The sequence below is a fragment of the Serratia sp. Ae19-1 genome (assembly GCF_059801225.1).
In genome coordinates this window covers 315,337-337,421 of sequence record NZ_JBCHWD010000003.1, presented here as the reverse complement: position 1 = coordinate 337,421, position 22,085 = coordinate 315,337, and the positions used below count along the sequence as shown (strand labels likewise).

The following is a 22,085-nucleotide window of genomic DNA, read 5'->3' as shown; positions in this document are numbered from 1 at the left end:
CGCCGTTTCCGCACAGAAGAAGTGAAAACCAAGAACCTCCTTATTGATTGCACGGCTTATCGATAGGCTTCATTCCGCGCGATCGCGTATTTCCCGCTGCCCAGCAGCAGGATGGCGAGCCCGCCCATAAAGAACACCAGTTCGTTTTCAATCCCCCAGGCACCGACGTCGGTGACGGTGAATACCTTGCCGGTGCCCACCATCAGAAATGCCACCACCAGCGTAAAGGCGTAAACCAGCGCGGCGGGGCGGGTAAACAGCCCCAGGATGATCAGGATCGGCGCCAGGATCTCGCCGACATACACGCCATAAGCGATGAAGGCGGGCAGCCCTTGCTCCTGCAACGCGCCGGCGATCCAGCCGACGCCGTGTTGAACTTTCGCCACGCCGTGAAACAGCATCAGCCCGCCGAAGGTCAGTCTGAGCGCCAGTTTGCCCGCATCCGGGCGATCAAAAAGACGAGTGAATGCCGCATTCAGTGACTTAACCATGGCCTTTTCTCCTGAATAGGAATGATTTTCAATCAATATATCAATTGGGGGAATGCGAAAGATGTTCTGGATCAGTAAAAGGGTGGGCTTCGCATCGAATTTGCGCCTGGAAGCCAGGGGGAAAGGAGGGAGGCTATCCCGGTGTGAGCCTTGCTTAAGGGGACGAGGGCGGCTGTTGCGTTCAGGTTTATTACACGGAATAACATTTCCACACAGGCTGAACGTGAGGTAAAAAAAGTCTCTGCGCCGTTTCCGGTATCACCTTATTATGATGCTGCGCATTCCTTTCATATCCTTTTTTGCCCTCAGGAGTGACGCCTGCGCCAATGCGCGAGGATAGCCGACAACATAAAGATTAATAAGGTTTTTCTTCATGAATAAACGGCTTTGGCGTGCACTCAATATAACTCTATAGGGTTATATCGTGCTTTTATTTTGAACGACTAACTAATTAGCGGTTCTTTTTCGCAATTTTATTGGGAATTATCTTGCTTATTTTGTTTTGCGAAAGTTGATTCTGTGGGGTGAAATGCTTCGCGCTGAGTTTATTTCTGGATTTTTTCTTTTTTTTTGATGGGAATTCAACGCTGAAGAGAATCCGACTGATTCCATGATTGGCATTATGAGCGGCTGTAAACTTTGGTGAACTATTTTTATCAGCCTAAAAATAATAGAATTACCATTTTTTTAAGTTATTGAATTGTTTAATTAATGTATATTCATTTGTTAATTTTTTATTAAAAAAATAATATTTTCCCTTGATATTGGTTTCGGCTTTGCTAGTATCAAATTAGTGGTCTTATCAGTTGGGAAAACATCTCTTGAGCATGGAGCGGATCACGGGTCTTAACAGAAGTGTCGCCGTTGCAAGGGCTGGGTGGTTATTTAGCTGTCAGGTTAAATGACATTGTTTATACCACTTTAGCAAAGTAGGCGCTTTTATCGCGTGATGCTTCGGTGTTGGCCTGCTGCAAAAGAACACGCAGGTGAAAGAACATTGAATCTTAAGTTGCTCTGATCATTACCGTGGGTTAACTATAAAAAATGTTGCTTTATCAACCCCGCTGTTTGCGTGCTAAAACCGTGTTCGGTGCGCCACGGCGTAATGTTAACCTTGTACCAAAGCGTTAAAATTAATAATCAAAACTCTCGCCAAATTGTTTATTTTCACACCAGGTTTCGTATGGGTAAGTACTGAGTGCTGGAAATGAAAGTCACACTGTCATCGTCTTCTGCTGATCATTGCGTGCTGCTCGATCGCAAGAAACGAATGGCTGTCATGGTTTTATGAAAAAATTTCACTATTTACTGTGGTTATCATTTGTTTATTAAATTATTTGTATTCTGGTGTTTTATTGGAATTGTCCTACCAACAGGGAAACGTTGTTTTTAGGGCATTTTTTGATTTTTTTCCTATTATTAGCTTGCATAATTATTGATTGTAACTTATTGATTTTAAAATGAAAAAATAAATATGTAAATGTAAAATAGTTTAAACCGATCACTGAGTTTTTATTGATAGGTTTAATCTATTATTGTTGTTAATATTAATACATCTAAACAATTTGCGGGCTTGGTGACGACTAATTAGGCTAAAAGGACTCTGGGAAAGACTGGCGAATGTAAAAGCCCATTTTTATAGGCTTTATGTTTGTAGTGCTGATGAAAAGGATATCAGGCCATGAATGAAGTCATCTCAACAGCAGTTAACGGCGTCGAATTTGACCCTCGATACAGTGAAATTGAATTTACGTTATCGGAATTCGACAGCCAAACCGATCCGCTGAATGCCGTGGACAATGCACGCGATATCAATTGGCATGCTATTCGCGAGCAATCTGCCGCCTTGCTTGAGCAGTGCTTCGATTTGCATGTCGTGCTGTGGTTTATGCGCGCCAATCTTCATATCGATGGTTTTTCGGCTGTCTATCAGGGCATCACCACTATCGACGGCAAATATGCCGAAGAGGGGAGCACCATTTTCCCTCAGGCCGATATGGAGCCGGCGACGGACAGCTTTCATGCGGCCGCATTAGGCTGGCTCGCTACCTCGTCCTGCCTGCACGAAATCAAGAACAGCAAGATTTTCCCCGACACGCCGTTAACCACTGATGAACTGCTCAATATGCGAATTGACGAGCAGGAAGGCAAAAGCCTGCATTTCTCGGAAGTGGTGAAAGTGTTGGGGCAGGCTGACAGCTATTTTGCCGGCAGAAACATGCCGCCATTAAAGGAACAGCTGTCTCGGGGAATAGATGCCCTGGAGCGCGTGGAAAACTACGCCAACCTGCAGGCCGAAGATTATCGGCTGGACTGCCGGCAGGTGCGTGACTATTTGACGCTGTTCAGCCGTCAATTGCTTTCTCTTGAACAGCAGGAGTTGCCGGAGGATATCGGCGCTGCGCCGGCCGACGCGGAAGCGGCGGAGACGCCGGCCACCCTGCCTGGCAAATATATCCGTTCCCGGCAGGATGTCATCTTGCTGTTGGATCAGGTTTTGGACTACTTCCAAAACTATGAGCCCAGCCATCCGGCCCCCATTCTTATTCGACGTTCGCAAAAAATGATCGGTATGGACTTCGCGACGATTGTTGAGGAGCTTTTGCCGGAATCTCTGGCCTCGTTAAATCAATTGTCCGGGAAGTAATTTTTCTCACAAAGGAGTTTTCCAATGGCTAAGGACTCAAGCTCTCAGAAATTTATCGGTAAAAATAACGCGCCCCGCGTGCAAATTGAATATGACGTAGAGCTCTACGGTTCGCAAAAGAAAGTAGAGTTACCTTTCGTCACGGGGGTCATGTCCGATCTCTCTGGGCATCGGAAAAAACCTTTGCTGCCGATCGAAGAGCGGAAATTCCTGACGTTCGATCAGGACAATTTCAACGATCGCATGCGCGCCATTAAACCTCGTCTTCAATTTTACGTGGAGAATACCCTGAGCGAAGACGATGCGCTGCTGGATGTGGAATTAGAGTTTGAATCGATGGAGGATTTTACGCCTGGCGCGATCGCCAAACGGGTTCCGCAAATGCAACGTCTGCTGGAAGCCCGGGAACATCTCACGGAGCTCATCACGTATATGGATGGTAAATCCAGCGCGGAAGAGGTGGTGAAGAATCTGCTGGAGAAGCCCGATTTTCTGCATCGCTTGGTGACGGATGCACGCAAAACGGTCGCGGATGCGGAACAGGATGTGCAGGATTCGGGCAATAAAGGAGATGAGGAATGAGAGCGAGGCAACGACGCTATTCAGCTAAACAGCAGGCAACGGCGGTCGCTGAAGTTGAAACGCAGGAAACGGAAAATGAGCTTGACGGTTTGCTCAAGCGTTCATTCCGGCCGAGAACGAACGAGGCCTCAGAAGCGGTTCGTCGGGCCATCGGCACGCTGTCCGAATATGCCAACCAAGGCAAGGTAAAGGTCAGCCAGGATGTCGTATTGACCATTGAATCGTTGATCGCCCAGATCGATGAGCAGCTGTCGCAGCAGATGAACAATATCTTGCACCATAAGGAGTTCCAGAAGCTGGAGTCCGCCTGGCAAGGTCTGAGTTATCTGGTCGATAACACCAACGTCAGCGAAACGCTGAAGATTCGGGTATTGAATATCAGCCAGGATGAATTGACGCGCAATCTGCGGCGCTATCGAGGATCGGCCTGGGATCAAAGCCCGGTGTTCAAACAAATTTACGAACAAGAGTATGGTCAGTTCGGTGGCGAACCCTTCGGTTGCATCATCGGCGATTTTGAGTTCGATCACAGCCCGATGAGCGTGACGCTGCTGACGGAGCTGGCGAAAATTTCCGCCGCCTCGCACTGTCCGTTTATTTCCGCCGCTTCGCCGTCGCTGTTGCAGATGAGCAAGTGGAACGAACTGGGCAACCCGCGGGATATCGGCAAGATTTTCACCACGCCGGAGTATGCCTCCTGGCGCCGCCTGCGCGAAAGCAACGATTCGCGTTATCTGGTGCTGACCATGCCGCGCTTCCTGTCGCGTTTGCCTTACGGTGCCAAGACCAACCCGATCGAAGAGTTCGCTTTCGAGGAGGCCGTCCGGCCGGATATGGATGATGATTTCTCCTGGGCCAACTCGGCGTATGCGATGGGCGTGAACATCAACCGCGCCTTCCATGAGTACGGTTGGTGCTCGAAAATCCGCGGCATCGAATCCGGCGGTTCGGTAGAAGAACTGCCCGCCTACGCGTTTCCTTCTGATGAGGGCGGTTATGAGTTGACGTGTCCGACGGAGGTCGCCATTTCCGATCGGCGTGAACAGGAGCTGTCAGACGCCGGGTTCTTGCCTTTGGTTTATCGCAAGCATTCTGATTTCGCTGCCTTTATCGGTTCTTGCACCATGCATGCCCCGGCGAAATACGAAGATCCGGATGCGACGGCCAACGCCAAGCTTTCCTCCCGACTGCCGTACATTTTCGCCACGTGCCGCTTTGCGCACTATTTGAAATGCATCGTACGCGACAAAATCGGTTCTTTCCGTTCCAGAGACGATATGCAGCTGTGGCTGAATGACTGGCTGATGAATTACGTCGATGGCGATCCTTCCGTGTCGACGGAGGCGACGAAAGCGCGTCGTCCATTGGCCGCCGCCGAAGTTCGCGTTGAGGATGTTGAAGACGATCCGGGTTATTACCGCGCACATTTCTATTTGCGCCCGCATTACCAGTTGGAAGGCATGACCGTGTCCTTGCGACTTGTATCAAAACTTCCGTCAGCCAAAAAAGATGGGAGCAGATAAGTTACGGCTGGTCATTGGTTTGGATATTGCCGACGCCTATTATTAAATGGCGTGAGTGTGAATTGATATTTCGTTGAAATTTAGCGGCGTTATTCTCTGCGTCATGGCTATTTATTGATGGCTGATGGATTCCCATTTCCGCTATTTCAATGATTGCGTTGGCAATATAACGACTTATCTGAGTGGATATTTCAATTAACGTAGTAGGACCTATCAGTCAAGGAGACAAAAATGAGCACTAAAGCATTAGTAGACTATTTTTTGAAGATTGAGGGTGTAGACGGCGAATCCCCTGACCAAACTTATCCGGGATGGATTCAGCTGCAAGCCTGGCAATGGGCGGAGGAAAATGCCGGGCGCTGGGGATTCGGCAGCGGCGGTGGGTCCGGCAAAGTCGAAATGAAAGACTTTGAGTTTCGCATGGTAAGTAATAAGGCCTCGCCCAAGCTGTTTCTGATGTGCGCCACCGGCGAACATATTCCTCAGGCAAAACTTGTTTGCCGTAAATCAGGCCAGGGTCAGCAAGATTTTATTGCCGTGACCTTCAGTAACTGCCTGGTTTCCTCATTCAAGACCGTGGGCAATATGCCGCTGAACTCCACCATCGGTACTGAAATCGATACCGTGCTGCCAACCGATGTTATCAAGCTGAATTTCGCACGTATCGAAGTTGAGTACAAAGAGCAAAACAACGATGGCTCCATGGGTGCGGTGATTAAGACGGGGTATGACCTCAAGCTTAATGCCCGTATCTGATCATTGATGTCATAACACTTATTGCAGGCCGTCTGCCCGCAGAACCTTGCGGGCAGACACAATCATTACCGCGAGGTGTTAAATGAAAGCGTCATTGCCCATGCTATTCGATAAGCTCAGCGTGAGAAATCAAAGCGGCAGCGCCGATAATTGGCGGCGCGTCCTGGTGCGTGATATCGAATTTTTACTGAATGACGCATCGCGCAGCGCAGATTTAAAACTTCACGATTATGCGCATAGCGAAAGCTCGGTATTGAATTATGGTCTGCCGTCGCTGAGCCAACGAATACCCATTAATACCGATCCGCTAACGTTGGCGAGACATATACAAAGAATTATTACTTCTTTTGAGCCGAGATTGGATCCGAAAACGATTCGCGTGGTGCCGGTCGTGAATGAGCGTCAATCGTATGTATTGGCAATCTTATTTGATATCTATGGCACTTGCTCATTACCGGGCGACGAAATGCTGGTTAATTTGCGCATAGCTCTTGATTATTCCTGTGGCGCCGTACACGTATTTGATTAATAGAGGTGACTATGTTCAGTGAGCGCTTTCTCCAATTATATAATGATGAGCTGCGTTATTTTCGCGAGGCCGGTCGTCAATTTGCCTCTTCTCATCCTCAGGTCGCTCAGCATTTGGGCATGCATATCGACGGCGTGCTGGATCCTTTCGTCGAGCGTCTGTTGGAGGGCTCCGCTTTTCTTTGCACCCGCATCCAGGAAAAACTGAACAACGAGCAGCCAGAATTTGCCTTGCAAATGCTTTCTCGCCTGGCGCCCTTGTGGTACACGCCCGTTCCCGCGATCGCCACCGTCGCGATTAAGCCCGATCTCTCTTTCCCCCAGTGGCACAGCCAGGTCGATCTGCCGCGGGGAAGCCGAATGACCCTCAACGATATCTCGCTGAACAACAAACCCGCCACCTTCACCACGGCGCGGCATATTAAAGTGCAGCCCGTTGAGATTTCATTGGCGGAATGTGAAATTTTGCCGCCTCACCATCTGCCTGACGGCGCCGCCAGGCATATGCAAGATTGTTCAGCCTACGTCAGAATCGGCCTGACCACGCACGGCGTGTTACCCGTCTCGGAACTGGACCTCGAACCCTTGCACCTGACGTTGGCGGAAGATACGGTGCGTGCCAATCAACTGATGGCCGCGCTGCTTAATCGCACCTTGCGCATCGTGCTATGGGCGAAAAACGATGACCGGCCGATCGTCAAAGTCCTGCAACCGGAAAGCCTGCGCCTGGGCGGCGTCGGCGACGAAGAGGCATTGTTGCCCACCGCGGTAGGGGAATTGCCCGGCAACCGGCTGATGCGCGAATACTTTGCGGCACCGAGCCGCTTTTTCAGCCTCGAGCTGCATGGCGTACAGGATTTTCTGCGTCAATGCGAACGCGTCCATGAGTTCGAGATCTTGTTTGCTCTTGAGCAACGCCCACTGACTCTGATCGGTCGCGTCAACGCCAGGGATTTTCATCTGTTCGCGACCCCGGTCATCAACCTGTATCGCCGCCATTGCTCGCCGGTGCTGTTGACGGGTGAGCGCACCGAGCACCAGCTGGTGGTCGACCGTTTGAACACCTCGCTGTATGAGATACATAGCGTTAAACAGGTGAAAGGCATGTTGCCGGACGGCAACCCGGTGATTTTCTCTTCGCTGCAGGCCGATGTGCATTACGACTGTGAACGGGAGCCGGCGGGTTATACGCTGCAGCGTCGTCGCGAGCCGTCGCCATCCAAATACAACAACCCGCACCTGCCCAACGAAGATACTTTCATCGCCATTTCGCCGGGCAAAAGCGGTATCGACATCGACGACATCACGTCGCTCAGCGTCGAGGCGCTGGTCTGCGAACGGCATCTGGTGCCTGCGCACCTTCAGCAACCGCATTTCCAACTGGAAACGGCGATGCCGATCCACCAGGTGGAGATCGTCCGCTACCCGAGCAACCCTGTCGCGGTGCCCAACATCAGCCAGGCGTGGCAAGCGATTCAGATGCTGGCCTCCAATCCTTTGCGCCATGCGCGCCCGGACGTTCAGGATTGTTCGGCGCTGTTGCGCGATTGGCTGTCGTTGTTCTGCCATCAGGATGACTCCAGCCAGCGCAAACGCATCGCCAGCATCAAAAATGCCTGGGTGGAGCACCACTTCGAACGCAATCAGGGGCCGGGGCCGCTCGCCTGGATCCGCGGGGCCGAGATCGCCGTCAACTTGAGCGCCAACCATCATGCCGACCACGGCGCCTATCTGTTCGGCAAAATATTGCACCACGCGCTCAGCCAATACGGCGATTTGAACCAAACGTTGAGCATGAAGCTGTTGCTGGATGGGGAAACCCACGCCGACTGGGGGGCGCTCTACTATGGCTGATATGTCGTTGATGCGCGAAACGGCGCTGTCGTTGGAGCCGGCGCCGGCGACGGGGGCGCAAGGCGAGAGCCTGGGCCAGGCCGAAATCCGCGGGCTGTCCAATCGGCAGGATTTTTTCGAGTTGCTGCGGCGTATCGAACGCGCGCAGCCGGATGCGCCGCGGCTCGGCGTCTCCAACGATCGCAGCCGCGAAAGGCTCTGCATCACCCAGCCGGCGGATATGGCGTTTGCCTCGCGCGAAATCGCCTCCATCGTGCAACGCCCGACGCAGGTGCTGATTCAGGCGCGGCATTTCGGCATGTTCGCCCCTTACGGCCCGCTGCCAATCCATGTGACCGAGCACGCGCGCACCGAAGTCATCGCCCGGCGCAATCAGGCGTTCCAGCAGTTCGTCGGCATCGTCAGCCAGCGCTTCGCCGTCTTGCACTACCGGGCCTGGGCGCAGTTGAAGGCGATGATCGGCCATGATCACGACGATGACAAAAACCCGTTCTTGCATCATTTGCGTCAGACGGTGGGCGTCGATACGGCGTTGACGGTAAACCCGCATATCCAGCGCCTGCGCGAAGCCTATCCCGGCACTTACCTGCCGGGGCGTCGCTCGCTGCGGCAGTTGACCAAGATGCTGACGGCCTATTTCGCCGTTCCCATCACCATTACGCCGCGCTACGCCAAGTGGATCGACGACGGCAAAAAAAGCGGCAGTCAAAAGCTGGGCAAGTTGGGTCGCACGCGCATCGGCAGCCGCTTTTTCGATGCCCAATACGGCGCGCATATTCAAATCGGGCCGCTGGGGGCCCCGCATTACCAGCAGTATCAGCGCGGCAGCCGGCGGCTACAGGCGCTGGTGAGTATCTGTCATGACTTCACGAGCCATCAGCTGATGCTGGACGTCAGCCTGCTGATCGCCACGGAGCCGAGCATGGCGGCGCAGCTGGGCGGCAAGTCGCTGAGTAAAGACAGCTGGCTGAAACCTAAGACAGGGACGTTTAGGCAGCTGGTTTATCAATCAACAACTTAATATAAGGAAATTTAAGGTGTATCAACGAGAACGTCTTTTTTCGCGATTGGGCCACTTTGCTTATCAGTCCTTCGTTGAAGCGACCAAGCTGTGCCGGACCTTCAGGCACGAATACGTGGAGCTTGAACACTGGCTGAAAGTCCTGGTGGACAAGGAGCGCGGCGACCTGCCGCTGATCCTGGCGCACTACGCCATCAATAGTCAGCGCATCAGTGATGCGTTGGATCGCATTCTGCATACCTTGCCGAACCGCACGAATGCGGTGGTGGATCTGTCGACGCAATTGGAAACGGTGGTGGAAAGGGGCCTGCTGATGAGCCAGCTCGCCGAAACGCCGTCCGGCGGCGTGCGCACCATCCATATCCTGGTCGGCATTCTGCAGGATCCCACGCTGCAGCGCAGTCTGTACCGGCTGAGCGACGAATTCAAAAAACTGCCGATCCCGCAGCTGTTCGACGATTATCCGGCGATTCTGGCGGAGTCCGTCGAGCATGAGGAAGAAGAAGAGGAAGTCTACAGCGCCCACGGCGATGCGCCGGATGCGTCCGAGACGGTCGAGATACTCGATAAATGGTGCGCCGACCTGACTCGCCAGGCGCGCGACGGTGAAATCGATCCGGTGATTGGCCGCGAGGCGGAGCTGCGCCAGGTGATCGACATTTTGCTGCGCCGTCGGCAGAACAACCCGATTTTGGTGGGCGAAGCCGGGGTCGGCAAAACGGCGGTGGCGGAAGCGCTGGCCTGCAAGATAGCGCAAGGACAGGTGCCGCCGCTGCTGCAGGGCGCCCGGCTGCTGTCTTTGGATCTGGGGCGCATGCAGGCCGGGGCGAGCATGCGCGGGGAGTTCGAATCACGTCTGAAAGCGCTGATCGACGCCATTGCGCATTCGGCCGTGCCGGTGATCCTGTTCTGCGATGAGGCGCATACGCTGGTGGGCGCCGGCGGGCAGGCCGGCACCGGCGACGCCGTCAACCTGCTGAAACCCATGCTGGCCAGGGGGGCGCTGCGCATGGTGGCGGCGACCACCTGGTCGGAATACAAACAGTTCATCGAGCCGGATGCCGCGTTGACGCGCCGCTTCCAGTACGTGTTGGTTTCAGAGCCGGACGAAGAGAATGCGGTGAACATGATGCGCGCCATCGCCCCGCATTTCGCACAGCACCACAGCGTCAAAATCCGCGAATCGGCGCTGCAGGCGGCGGTGCATTTGTCGCTGCGCCATCTGCCGTCGCGGCAGCTACCGGACAAGGCCATCAGCCTGCTGGATACCGCCTGCGCGCGGGTGGCGCTGAGCCAGCATGCGCAGCCTGAAAAAATCGAGTCGCTCGAGGCCGGGCTGGCGGTGAAGCGCACCGAATTGAACGGCCTGCAGGAAGAAAGCCGATTCGACAGTCTGGCGCCCACTCGCATCAGCGAATTGCAGCAGACGCTCAGCGAGATGGAGGGAGAGCTGGACGCCCTGCGTCGGCGACAAGCACAGGAGCAGCAGGCGGTTACCACCTTGCTCGAGGCGGAGCGGCAGTCGCCGGAGCGTCTGCCGCAGCTGGCCACCGAGTTGGGCGAGCTGCAAGACGGCGGCCTGCCGTTGGTGTATCCGTGGGTGGACGATCGCGTCGTGGCGGAGGTGCTGTCGGATTGGACCGGCATTCCCACCGGCCGCATGCTGCAAAGCGATCTGGACAATGCGCTCAACCTTAACCAACTGCTGAGCCGCCAGATTTTCGGCCAGCAGACGGCGATCGATGAAATCGCGCAGGCGGTGAGGATCTCCCGCGCCGGCATTCAGGCGCACGATCGGCCATTGGGCGTTTTCATGCTGTCCGGCCCGAGCGGCGTCGGCAAAACGGAGACCGCGTTCGCCCTGGCGGAGGCGATGTACGGCGGCGCGCACAACCTGATCGTCTTCAATATGAGCGAATTTCAGGAATCGCACACCGTCTCCACGCTGAAGGGAGCGCCGCCGGGCTATGTCGGCTACGGCAAGGGCGGAAAATTGACGGAGGCGGTGCGCCGCAAGCCTTATTCCATCGTGCTGCTCGACGAATTCGACAAGGCACATCCCGACATCCATGAGGCGTTCTATCAAGTCTTTGACAAGGGCGTGATGGAGGACGGCGAAGGCCGCATGATCAGCTTCCGCCAGTGCTTTATTTTGATGACGAGCAACATCGGCGCCGGCGAAATAGAAGCGACGCTGACGGAAACGCCGGAGCTGAAAACCGAGGCGCTGCGCCCGATGCTGCACGATGTGCTGGCGCGCTTTTTCCCGGCGGCACTGTTGGCGCGCATGAACGTCATTCCTTACGTGCCGCTTTCCACCGAAGCGATAACCCATATCGCCACCAAACAGATTTCACGTTTACAGCAACGTTTGCACAAAGAAGTGGGCGTGTCGCTGGTGCTGGAAGGCGACATTCCCGGCTGGATAGCCAAACGCATCAGCGCCCATCCTTCGCGCGGCAGAGCGGTCGAGTCGCTGCTGCAGCAGGCGATTTTGCCGCCAATCAGCAATGAAGTGCTGCAGCGCAAACGGGCGGGACAGGAACTGCAGAATATCCAACTCATGGTCGAGAACGATAGTTTAAGTGTTTATTTCGACTGATTTTTAATTTACCGCCGGCCCGCAAACGCGGGGCGGGGTTCGATATCGGATCAGAGAGGTTGTTATGCCTTTAATCGAAATTGATAACCCGGTGTTAGCCGAATTAAATGCGTTTCCACTCAGCTTTACCACCAAAGAAGGGTTGTCGAGCAACTCGCAATATTCGCTCGAATTCGAATGCGCTCAGGCGGATGTGGATTATGAGTCTTTGCTGGGTGAAGGGATCAGCATTCAAATAGAAAGGCCGGATTTCGGCTCGCGGCCTTTTTACGCTTACGTGATCGGCGCCTCCGATGCGGGGCAGCACCAGGATAAGTTCGTTTATAAGCTGGAGCTGAGCACCTGGCTGTGGTTTTTGATGCAGAACCGCAACAGCCGTATATTCCAGGATCTGAACGTGCTCGATATCATCGAGCAAATCTTCTCTCGCTACGGCTTTGCCGACTACCGTCTGGATATTCAAGGTACCTATCCGACGCGTGAGTATTGCGTGCAATTTTCCGAAACGGATTTCGCGTTTATCAGCCGCCTGCTGGAAGACGAAGGCATCTGGTATTACTTCGATCACGCCGAGGATAAGCACACGCTGGTGATCACCGACCGGCAGAACTTCGACGATCTGGATTTCGGTTACGCCGTGTTGCCGTTCATGCCGGACAGCGAAGAAAACCGCGCTATCCGCGAAGGGATCCAGCGCATCCAGCGTTCCCGCAAAGTGCGCCCGAATGAAATCGTGCTGCGCGACTTCGACTTTCAGAACCCGCGCAAGAACCTGCAAACCAAGGTGGAAGAGAGCCGCCTCGGCCTGCAGAACACGCCGCTGGAATGGTACGACTACGCGGCGGGTTATATAGATACCGAGCGCGGTGAGAACCTGGCGCGGTTGCGCCTGGAAGAAATGCAAAGCGATGGTCACCTGCTGTTTGGCGAGAGCAACGCCGTCGGGCTGATGGCCGGCAAGGACTTCTCCTTGATTTTGCACCCGGACGCCAACCGCAACCGCCGCTTCAAACTGACCCGTTGCGACTACGTGTTCGTGCAAGACGGCCCCGACAGCAGCAGCGACGGCCGCAACGTGACCTGCCGTTTCAATGCGCTCAACGACGATGTGGCGTTCCGCCCGCTGCGCGAAACGCCCAAGCCGCAGATGCCGGGCATCCAGAGCGCCACCGTGGTCGGCGCGCCCAATTCCGAAGTGCATACCGACAAGTTTGCGCGCATTCGCGTGCATTTCCACTGGGATCGCTACAAAACCACCGAGGAGGACAGCTCTTGCTGGATCCGCGTCGTGCAGGCCTGGGCGGGGAAAGGCTGGGGCGTGATCGCCATGCCGCGCGTCGGCCAGGAAGTGCTGGTGACCTATGTCGACGGCGATCTCGACCGTCCGATGGTGACAGGGATTGTTTATAACGGCGATAACCCGCCGCCTTACCAACTGCCTGAATACATCAACTACTCGGGGATGGTCTCGCGTTCGCTGCGCTTCGGCAAGCCGCAGCACGCCAGCCAGTTGACCTTCGATGACAACCGCAACAACGAACGCGTCATGCTGCACGCCGAGCGCGATCTGCAAACCACGGTGGAGCGCAATCAGGCCACCGAGGTGGGGATGGACAAGTTCGACATCATCCGCCGCACCTTTACGGACTGGTTCACCAACCACGTCTCTTACAAGGATTACGTCTTCAGCATTACCGGATTTAACGCGTCGATCACCGGCGTCAGCGCCTCACTGACCGGCGTCAGTCTTAGCGCCACCGGGGTCAGCACCTCGTTTACCGGCGTCAGCACCTCGTTCACCGGCGTGAGCACGTCGTTTACCGGCGTGAGTACCTCGTTCACCGGGTTGAGCACGTCGTTTACCGGGCAGAGCACCAGCTGCACCGGCGTCTCGAACTCGATGACCGGCGAAAGCAACTCCTTCACCAGCATCAGCAACAGCATGACCGGCGAGAGCAACAGCTATACCACGGTCAGCACCAGCCAGACCGGCAGCAGCACCAGCTTTACCGGCGTGAGCGTGAGCACCACCGGCTCATCGACCAGCACCACCGGCTGCAGTATCAGCACCACCGGTTCGTCGACCAGCACCACCGGTTGCAGCATCAGCACCACCGGCAGCAGCGTGAGCACCACCGGCAGCAGCGTCGGCACTACCGGCAGCAGCGTCAGCAGCACCGGCAGCAGCGTCAGCAATACCGGTAGCAGCGTCAGCAATACCGGCAGCAGCACCAGCACGACGGGGGTGTCCATCAGCTACACCGGCGCGTCACTGTCCGAGACCGGCGTCGATTTGAAAAAAGTCGGGATGCAAAGCAAAAACTAACGAGGCGCGGCAATGAGAATCATACGGCCACAGCAATTGGTGGCGATTAAAGGAAGTTACCAGATCGGCACAGACAGCCGGCTCGGCATCAGCGTCGTGGCCGGATGCTACCTGTCCCGACCGGAACACTTCGTGAACGAAGCCGAAATCTGGGAGGCGTGGAAACGCGCGCCGCTCAGCCTGCCGGTGCTGGATGTGGCCGAGCCGAAGCCGTTCGCCGAATACCTGATCGCCGGCCATGCCGGCATCGGTCAGCCGGTAAAAACGCTGGACGTCAGCGCCGACATCGGCGGGCTTAAGCGCCGTTGGCGGGTCGAGGGCGAGGGCCGACGCGGCGCGATGGGGGCGGAACCTTTCCTCAGCGTGCCGCTGGATCACACCTCGGCCTGGGGCGGGAAAGACAACAAGGAGAATCCGTTGGGGCGCGGCGGCAATGATGGACTGCGGCCGCTGCTGATGACCTTGTCCGCCGAGGGCTCCGCACAGGAACGCTCCCCGCTGGCGGCGCCGGCGCCGGTGCCGCACGAGTTTTTGCTGCGTAAGGCGCACATCGACAAGGTAGCGGGCCAGATCGCCAGCAAAGCGTATCTGGAAACGGCTTTCCCCGGATTGCCGGCCGATATCGATCGGCGCTACTACCAGATGGCACCGCCGGCGCAGTGGCTGCCGGAAGCGGCGTGGCCGGATAGGGTGCCCTTTGAACTGCAGGGCGTCGGCGCGCAAAGCCAGGCGATACGCGGCGAGCTGCCGGCGGTGCGTGGGCGGGCGTTCATACGCCGCCACGATAGCGAGAGCCTCGAGGAAATTGCACTGCTGCGCAAAACGCTGTGGTTCCTGCCCGACAGCGACATCGCGCTGATCGTGTTCACCGGCGATGCGCCGCTGACGCATCTTCTGGACGAGTCCATCGAGTCCCTGATGCTGGCGTTGGATCGCTGCGATGCGCCGCGGCCGTTCGATTATTTCCGGCAGGTGCATCACAAGCGCAGCGACGATGAGGCTTCCCCCTTTGAGTTCCTGTTCGATCCGGATCTGATGCCGGCGGAGATGGGCCTGAATGTCATCCAGGCGGTGTCGGATCACCCCAGCGATTTGCGTTATGACCCGTCGCCCACCTCGTTGGGCGACTCCGCCGTTTTCTATCAACGCATCCGCGAGGCGATTGCCTTGCACCAGCAACAGACGACGGCGGATCCCGCTTCCGTGACGCTGCCCGATTTGCCGGATCTGCCCGCCGAAGACGGCAATGATGCGTTTTTTCCCGCTAGCGCAACCGTGGAAGGGAAGACTTTCAGCGGATTGCGCAGCCATGCGCTGTCAGACAAGCATTTTCTGCAATGCCGCTTTGAGCGCTGCGATTTTTCCCAGGCGATCCTGGAGAACTGCACCTTCGAAAACTGTGTTTTTGATGCGGTCGACCTGACGCAGGCGACGCTGCGTCGGATCCGCATGGTTTCGTGCACCTTGCAAAAGCCGTCGATAGCGGAAAGCGCGTGGCAGGAGGCGGTCCTCGAACGGGTAACGCTGGAGGCACCGCAGGGGCAAGGCATGCGGGCCGAGGGGGTGAAGCTGGATTACTGCGTCTTCGAGCGGGGGGATTTCACGGCGATGCGCTTTGAGCGCGGGGCGATTGGCAACGGCATGTTCAACGGCTCGACGCTGATCCGCGCGCAATTTCTGCAAGGGGAACTGGATGCCTGCGTGTTCAACCGCTGCCTGGCCGAAGGTGCGGTGGCGCTGGATATGACGTTAACCAAAAACTCGTTCCTCGGCGGCAATTGGCGCGGCGTGCGCTTTGAACGCTGCGGCGTCGAGAGCTTGACGGCGGGCATGCAGGTGAATTTTTCCCACGGCGTGTTCAGCGATTGCTGTTTCACCAAAGTGGGGCTGAAAGCGGCGCGCCTGGAGAGGTGCCAACTGCTGTACAGCGTTTTCACCGAATGCAATTTCGACGAGGCCGATTTGACGGCTAGCACCATCGCCGGCTGCGACATGGCCGGCGTGCGGTTCAAAGACAGCGTGCTGACGCACGCTCGCTGGCAAAACAGCAGCGCCCAGCAAGGATTGTTTTACAACGCCGACTTGCGCGATGCGGGATTTGACCAGTGCAACCTGGCGGCGGCGAATCTGGCGATGAGCTGGCAGGACGCCGGTACCCGTTTCAGCGGGTGTTTGCTTGAACGGGCGTGCTGGGTGCCACGCAGAATTATTCAGGGGGACTATGCGCATGAAAACTGAGAGCCGCGTCATCCAACAGGCCCTGCCTGACCGAGAGGCGATCGAACTGGAGGTCGCTCAGGCGGTGGCGCAGACGCCGGCCATGCCGCGCACCTTCAAAAAGCGACGTTTCCACGATCGTGAGCTGAAAGGGTTGACGCTGAGCGACTGTTTTTTCATCGACTGCCATTTCGAACGCGTCACGTTTGAAGGATGCGATTTGCGAGCGGTGCGCTTTGAGGGCTGCACCCTGCAGCAGGTCAACGTGGTCGGCGGCAGCTTGATGCGCCTGGCGTTCAACGAATGCCGGTTTGACAACCTGACGTTGCAACAGGGGCTGCTGTGCAATGTGGCGTGCAATGACACCACGCTGCAGGGGTGCTACGTCGGCGATTGTCTGCTGGACGACTGCAGTTTGATCCGGTGTGAGGTCAACGGGGCGGAAGTTGAACGCAGCAGCCTGGGGCATCTGGCCGTGCAGACCAGCACCCTGACCAACCTGATGTTTCACCAGGACGTGATACAGGACGCCAACTGGTATGCCTGCCAACTCACACAGTGCTTGTGGCAGGCGTCGACCCTCGAGCGCCACATCATGGGGGGCTGTCAGTTGGTGAAGTGCAGCTGGCAAACGATCGCCGGACAGGCGCGCATCTGGTTCACCTGCCGCCTGTCGGGCTGCAATTTGGCGCAGCTGCAACTGCAGGGCGCCAGTTTTCACCGCAGCGAGCTGGAGGGGTGTTCATTCGCCGACAGCGATCTGACCTCGGCGATCTTCGCCGAAGCGCAGGCGCTGCGCTGCGATTTCGAGCGCGCGACGCTGACCCTGGCGCAGGGGCAAAAAGCCCGGTTCAGCGAGTGCGCGATGGGCGGTGCCAACTGGGGGCGCGCCATGCTGATGCAAGCGGAATTCAGGGCGTGCGATCTGGCGCTGGCCAATCTGGAGCAGGCCGAGCTGCGGGAAGCGAATCTGATCGAACAGCCGTTGACCGCCGCCCAGCAACAGAGCGCTCGTCTGCATGGCGCACAGCGTCATCGCGCCGAAAATGTGCCGCTTACCGCCGATCCGTTCTTGAGTGCGATCGACGCCTGGTATGCGCATCAACAACCGGGACCGCGGCAACCGTCGTATCAACGGCCAACAGGAGTAAGCAGATATGTATAAGTCCAGAAGAGAGCATCAGAAGGTCTATGCCAACGCCAGGGTGACGCCTTTGCAGTTGGTGCGCAGCGCTCCGCTTGCCGAACAAGGGGGGCGCAAGGTAGTGACGCTGGCGGCCGACGCCAATGGCGGCCTGTATGTCGACGGCATGCGCGCCCATTGTCTGGCGGTCGCCACCAGCTGCCTGGTTCAGCCGCTGGCGGGCGATCGCGTTTGCGTCATCGTCGACGGCGACAAATTGGTCATTACCGAGATCCTGTCGCGGCAACAGGCGCATGCCGTCATGACGCTGGACAGCCGCAGCGCCAACTTGCGCATCGTGGCGCCGGAGATCGAACTGCAGGGCGGCAAGCGGCTGACGTTGCGCAGCCCGCACTTCACGCTGCTGACGCGCAGCAGCCGTTGGGTGGCCGAAACGCTGCACCAAATCTCTCAACGCCTGTTTGTGCGCAGCAAGCACGCAAGCCGGCGGGTGGAGGAAACCGACGAGGTATTGGCGAAACACATCATTCAGGATGCGCGGCAATCTCTGGTCATCAACAGTGAAATTGGTTCCCTGAAGTCTTCGGCGGTGCTGAAGATCGACGGCGGCCAGATACATATGGGGTAACCACCATGACTGCAGCCAATACCAACATGGGCGGGATCGGCTTGGCCGGCTGTGACCCGATGATACCGGCGCCGGGTCCGAATACTTCGCCCAACAACACTGGCATACCGAACGTGCCTAACTGTTTCATTTGCGGCGGCAATGAACAGAACCTCGGCACCATTCGCGTGGCCACCATCGATTCGGGCGGGGTGATCGGCGCCGCCTCGGGAACGCATTCGGCCCAGGCGCAGCCGGTGCAGGGATCGGGCAAGTATTTCTCCGGCGGCATGCCGGTCACGCGATTAGGTGATTCCAGCACGACGAACAACAACAACATGGTCGCTACTCAGGTCGCGCCCAGCCAGACCAAATGTTTCGTTAATGCATAGGAGTTCAGCATGGTGAAAACGCTCCGGGGGATCGCGGCAGGGGCTCTGTTGGCGGTGGGGACGCTCGGCGGATGCAGCTGGTTTTCTCACGACGAAGCGGCGGATGCGGGGCGTCGGTTGCGGTTTATCGACGTCGAAGTGACCGCCAACGACAACGTGAACCCGAATGCGGCCGGGGAGGCGCAGCCGGTCAAGGTGTGCGTCATAGAAACCAATCGCTCGGGGTGGATGCCCGACGGGATTGGCGATGGCGCCCCTTGCCGCGAGACGGCGCCGTCGGAAGGGGCGCTGAGCCGGCACCAGAGCATTTTGCAACCGAGGGAAACGCTGCGTTATCGCTTCGAGGTGCCGGCAGGGCAAGAGCGGTGGGTCGTCGTCGGGGCGGAATTTCAGCAAATCAGCGGCGTCTTGCCGCTTGCCGAGAAAAAGTCCCCCGCGCAGGCTGATTCGCAAATGAAGGTGATGGTGGGGATGACGTCACTCAGCATAGTGACTAACGACAAAATGGATGAATGACATGTTACCTAAACAACGCGTCGCCTGGGTAGAAGGCATGTTGATGGAACCGCAGCATTTCCAGCAGCAGGAACGTTTTTTCGAGCACTTGATTGAAGCGCGCTTGCGCAGCGTCGAAACCTTCACCTGGGGGTTCCTGGCGCTGGAGATCGACAACGGGCTATTGGAGCAGGGCAAGTTTGCGCTGAAGAAAGCCAAGGGCGTTTTCCCCGACGGCACGGCGTTCAGCATGCCTGAGGATATTCCGCTGCCGCCGCCACTGGTGCTGGGAGAAGGCTGCCAGGGGAAAGTGGTGTGCCTGTCCGTGCTGATGGACATTGCCGGCAATGCCCAGATCGATCTTATCCAGGATGAGCGGAAAAGCAGCCGCTTTCGCACCATGGACGCCGATGTGCCGGATCGCAACCACGGCGTCAGCCTGGAGGGAACGCCGCGCGTATGCACGATGCAGCTGGGGAGCCTGGTGACGCGGCTAAGCCTGGAGGATGCGGTCAGCAGCGCGGAAAGCGTTTTGCCGGTCGGCTTCGTGCGCGAGCTCACCAGCGATCGTCGGGTGCTGCTGGATGAGCGCGCCTTGCCGCCGATGCTGGATTTCCGCGCCATCGGCTGGCTGCCCGCGTTCACCACCGAACTGCTTGGGCTGATCAGCCAACGTCTGGAATCGGTCTTCCGTCCGGACGTGCACATGACGATCGGCGGGCTTTCCGAGCTGCTGGAGTTGCTGTTGCTGCAAACCTTGAGCGAGTTCAATTTGCGCATCAGCCAACTGTTGGCCAGCCCGCAGGTGCACCCTGAAACCCTGTTCGACACGCTGCTGAGCCTGTTGGGGCGGCTCAGCATCATTCCCGGCGGCGAACGTCTCTGGGATCGCGCCGATTTGGTGTATCTGCACGATGAGCCGCACAACTGCTATTTCCAGCTGTTCGCCTCGATCCGTCGCGCGCTGTCGCTGGTGATCGAAGCGCCGGCGGTGGCGCTGCCGTTTATCGATCGCGGCGACAGCATTTATCTGTGCCCGAACGACTCGCAGCTGCGTCTGGAAAAACTGGTGTTTGCCGTCAGCTGCGGGTTGTCCATCGAGCATCTGCGCTCGTATTTCCCCGCGCAGGTCAAACTGGGGCCGGTCGAGAAAATCATTCAGCTGATCGATCTTCAATTACCGGGCGCTCGCTTGCTGCCTATGGCTTCGCCGCCGCGGCACATACCGTATTACCCGAACAGCATCTATTTCGAGGTTGATCATGCTGACCCGATTTACAAGGAGATGATGGGCGGCTCGGCGATGGCGCTCAGCATCGTGGGGGATTTCCCGGACCTGCGCTTTGACGTCTGGGGATTAAGGCAAGGGAGGGTGGGATGAACGAATTCGAGAGAAAAATACGCGAGGCGATGGCGGTAACGCGCAACAACGCGACGCCGCGCCTCCCCGCGTCCGGCACGGTAGGCAAAACGACGGCGGAAATCGCCGCGTTGTCCTTCGGCGCGCGGGCGTTGGCCGCCAAGCTGCGGCCGGGGAACGCCGGGGTGGCGGCGCCCACCGAACCCAAGCCTTATGAAGCGGAAAGCGCCGCGCCGGAAAACAGCGATCCCGCCCCTGGCGACCGCCAGGGGGACACGGCGACGGCCTCGAACGGCTTGTTTGGCCGCGCCGCGCTGAGCAAGCCCGGGGTGATGATGGGCCACTGGGACAATCCACTGATCGCCGCCGCCATTCCGGTCTTGCTGCAGGTGGAGCGGGTACGCGATCAGAAACAGCTGAATCCGGGCGCGGTGCGCGCGCAGATCGTGCGCGAGATCCAACAGTTCCAGCAGACGCTGTTGGCGGATCACGTCGCGCCGAGCGATGTCGACAAGCTGGCCTATCTGTTGTGCTCCTACGTGGATGAGTGCTGCATGGGCACGCTGGAGTCGGGCGAACTGAATCTCAGCCTGCTGGTGGAGTTTTATCGCGACGCCTGGGGCGGGGAAAAGTGCTTCGAGCACCTGCAAGAGTATCTGGCCGCCTCGCCGCGCAATAAGGAGATCCTGGCGTTCTACGATCTGATCCTGTCGCTGGGCTTCGAAGGGCAATACCACGTGATGGAGCGCGGCGCGGTGCTGCTGGCCGACGTGCGCAACCGTCTTGACGGTTATCTGTACAGCCAGAACCCGACGCAGACGCTGGCCGATGCCGAACCGAGCAGCGTGGTGCGTAAGGCCACCCGCATCACGCCGCTCAAGCTGCTGTGCTACGGCCTGGCGATAGCGCTGCTGGCGTACGCCTCGGCCGCCTGGTATCTGCACGATCAGTCGCGCGCGCTGCGCAACGCCATTCTGGCCTGGACGCCACCGCAGCCGCGCAAAATCAACATCATGGAGACGCTGCCGCAGCCGCTGCCGCAAATCCTCAGCGAAGGGTGGCTGGAGGTGCGCGCCGATCCGCGCGGCTGGCTGTTGATCTTCACCTCCGACGGCGCTTTCGCCACCGGGCAGTCGAAGTTGTCGGAAGAGTTTAAAAAGAAACGCAACATTGAGCGTTTGGGGGAGGCGCTGGCGCCGTGGCCGGGCGATCTGGAGGTGATCGGGCATACCGACAACAAACCGTATCGCAACACCTCCAACAACTCCAACCTGAAACTCTCGGAAGCTCGCGCGCAGACGGTGGCCGACAAGCTGCGAGAATCCTTGGCCAACAGTAAATACAACCGCACCGTGACATCGGTCGGCAAGGGCGATCAGGAGCCGCTGGACGACAACGCGACGGAAGAAGGGCGCCGCCGCAACCGCCGGGTGGACATCCTTTGGAAAATCGGCGAGAGGGAGATGGCTTCACCGTCTGCCACGTTGAATCAGGCAGGGGTAGCCGCCGAGGTCCCCGAGGATAACTAAGACATCCGTCG

Annotated in this window: 17 protein-coding genes; 16 read left to right on the top strand and 1 reads right to left on the bottom strand. The window is 57.4% G+C overall.

The window, feature by feature from the left end; genetic code table 11:
- Positions 1 to 56: 56 nt before the first annotated feature.
- Positions 57 to 491: a DoxX family protein gene (locus AAIE04_RS11775; protein ID WP_019452514.1), complete on the bottom strand. Its 435-nt coding sequence runs from the start codon at positions 489 to 491 to the stop codon at positions 57 to 59.
- A 1,681-nt stretch (positions 492 to 2,172) separates the two neighbouring features.
- On the opposite strand from AAIE04_RS11775, the gene AAIE04_RS11770 reads away from it, so the two are divergent.
- From AAIE04_RS11770 to icmH, 16 genes are all read left to right on the top strand, one after another.
- A complete protein-coding gene (locus tag AAIE04_RS11770) occupies positions 2,173 to 3,138 on the top strand; it encodes a type VI secretion system protein TssA (RefSeq protein WP_074053768.1) in 966 nt (321 codons plus the stop codon).
- A gap of 24 nt (positions 3,139 to 3,162) precedes the next feature.
- Positions 3,163 to 3,720 carry a type VI secretion system contractile sheath small subunit gene (tssB, locus tag AAIE04_RS11765; protein WP_019456176.1) on the top strand — a complete coding sequence of 186 codons (558 nt, stop codon included), beginning with the start codon at positions 3,163 to 3,165 and terminating at the stop codon, positions 3,718 to 3,720.
- Entirely contained in the window at positions 3,717 to 5,243 is a 1,527-nt protein-coding gene (tssC, locus tag AAIE04_RS11760) for a type VI secretion system contractile sheath large subunit (RefSeq protein WP_019456177.1), read from the top strand. Before tssB ends, tssC begins: the two co-directional genes overlap by 4 nt.
- Before the next feature lie 231 nt (positions 5,244 to 5,474).
- Complete coding sequence (locus AAIE04_RS11755; RefSeq protein WP_004935369.1) at positions 5,475 to 5,999, top strand: Hcp family type VI secretion system effector; 525 nt, start codon at positions 5,475 to 5,477, stop codon at positions 5,997 to 5,999.
- An 82-nt stretch (positions 6,000 to 6,081) separates the two neighbouring features.
- Entirely contained in the window at positions 6,082 to 6,528 is a 447-nt protein-coding gene (locus AAIE04_RS11750) for a type VI secretion system baseplate subunit TssE (protein ID WP_071532884.1), read from the top strand.
- 11 nt (positions 6,529 to 6,539) lie between these two features.
- Positions 6,540 to 8,381, top strand: coding sequence for a type VI secretion system baseplate subunit TssF (tssF, locus tag AAIE04_RS11745; RefSeq protein ID WP_025160410.1), 1,842 nt, complete (start codon positions 6,540 to 6,542; stop codon positions 8,379 to 8,381).
- Positions 8,374 to 9,402, top strand: coding sequence for a type VI secretion system baseplate subunit TssG (gene tssG / locus AAIE04_RS11740; RefSeq protein ID WP_498576981.1), 1,029 nt, complete (start codon positions 8,374 to 8,376; stop codon positions 9,400 to 9,402). The genes tssF and tssG overlap by 8 nt, the downstream gene beginning before the upstream one ends.
- Before the next feature lie 16 nt (positions 9,403 to 9,418).
- Positions 9,419 to 12,004, top strand: a complete 2,586-nt coding sequence (gene tssH / locus AAIE04_RS11735) for a type VI secretion system ATPase TssH (protein ID WP_498576980.1) — start codon at positions 9,419 to 9,421, stop codon at positions 12,002 to 12,004.
- Between the two features lie 64 nt (positions 12,005 to 12,068).
- A complete protein-coding gene (gene vgrG, locus AAIE04_RS11730) occupies positions 12,069 to 14,330 on the top strand; it encodes a type VI secretion system tip protein VgrG (protein WP_063918626.1) in 2,262 nt (753 codons plus the stop codon).
- 12 nt (positions 14,331 to 14,342) lie between these two features.
- The gene (locus AAIE04_RS11725) at positions 14,343 to 16,568 is read left to right on the top strand and encodes a DUF2169 family type VI secretion system accessory protein (RefSeq protein WP_498576979.1); all 2,226 of its coding nucleotides are present in this window, start codon (positions 14,343 to 14,345) and stop codon (positions 16,566 to 16,568) included.
- A complete protein-coding gene (locus AAIE04_RS11720; RefSeq protein WP_498576978.1) occupies positions 16,558 to 17,712 on the top strand; it encodes a pentapeptide repeat-containing protein in 1,155 nt (384 codons plus the stop codon). Before AAIE04_RS11725 ends, AAIE04_RS11720 begins: the two co-directional genes overlap by 11 nt.
- Positions 17,705 to 18,319, top strand: a complete 615-nt coding sequence (locus AAIE04_RS11715) for a DUF3540 domain-containing protein (RefSeq protein ID WP_019456420.1) — start codon at positions 17,705 to 17,707, stop codon at positions 18,317 to 18,319. The genes AAIE04_RS11720 and AAIE04_RS11715 overlap by 8 nt, the downstream gene beginning before the upstream one ends.
- A gap of 5 nt (positions 18,320 to 18,324) precedes the next feature.
- Complete coding sequence (locus AAIE04_RS11710; RefSeq protein WP_498056650.1) at positions 18,325 to 18,690, top strand: PAAR-like domain-containing protein; 366 nt, start codon at positions 18,325 to 18,327, stop codon at positions 18,688 to 18,690.
- Positions 18,691 to 18,699: 9 nt separating this feature from the next.
- Positions 18,700 to 19,206 (top strand): type VI secretion lipoprotein TssJ, encoded by a 507-nt coding sequence (locus AAIE04_RS11705; protein ID WP_498576977.1) that lies wholly within the window; start codon positions 18,700 to 18,702, stop codon positions 19,204 to 19,206.
- A 1-nt stretch (position 19,207) separates the two neighbouring features.
- Positions 19,208 to 20,566 (top strand): type VI secretion system baseplate subunit TssK, encoded by a 1,359-nt coding sequence (gene tssK / locus AAIE04_RS11700; RefSeq protein ID WP_019456423.1) that lies wholly within the window; start codon positions 19,208 to 19,210, stop codon positions 20,564 to 20,566.
- Positions 20,563 to 22,074: a type IVB secretion system protein IcmH/DotU gene (gene icmH, locus AAIE04_RS11695; RefSeq protein ID WP_498056648.1), complete on the top strand. Its 1,512-nt coding sequence runs from the start codon at positions 20,563 to 20,565 to the stop codon at positions 22,072 to 22,074. The genes tssK and icmH overlap by 4 nt, the downstream gene beginning before the upstream one ends.
- Positions 22,075 to 22,085 lie beyond the last annotated feature (11 nt).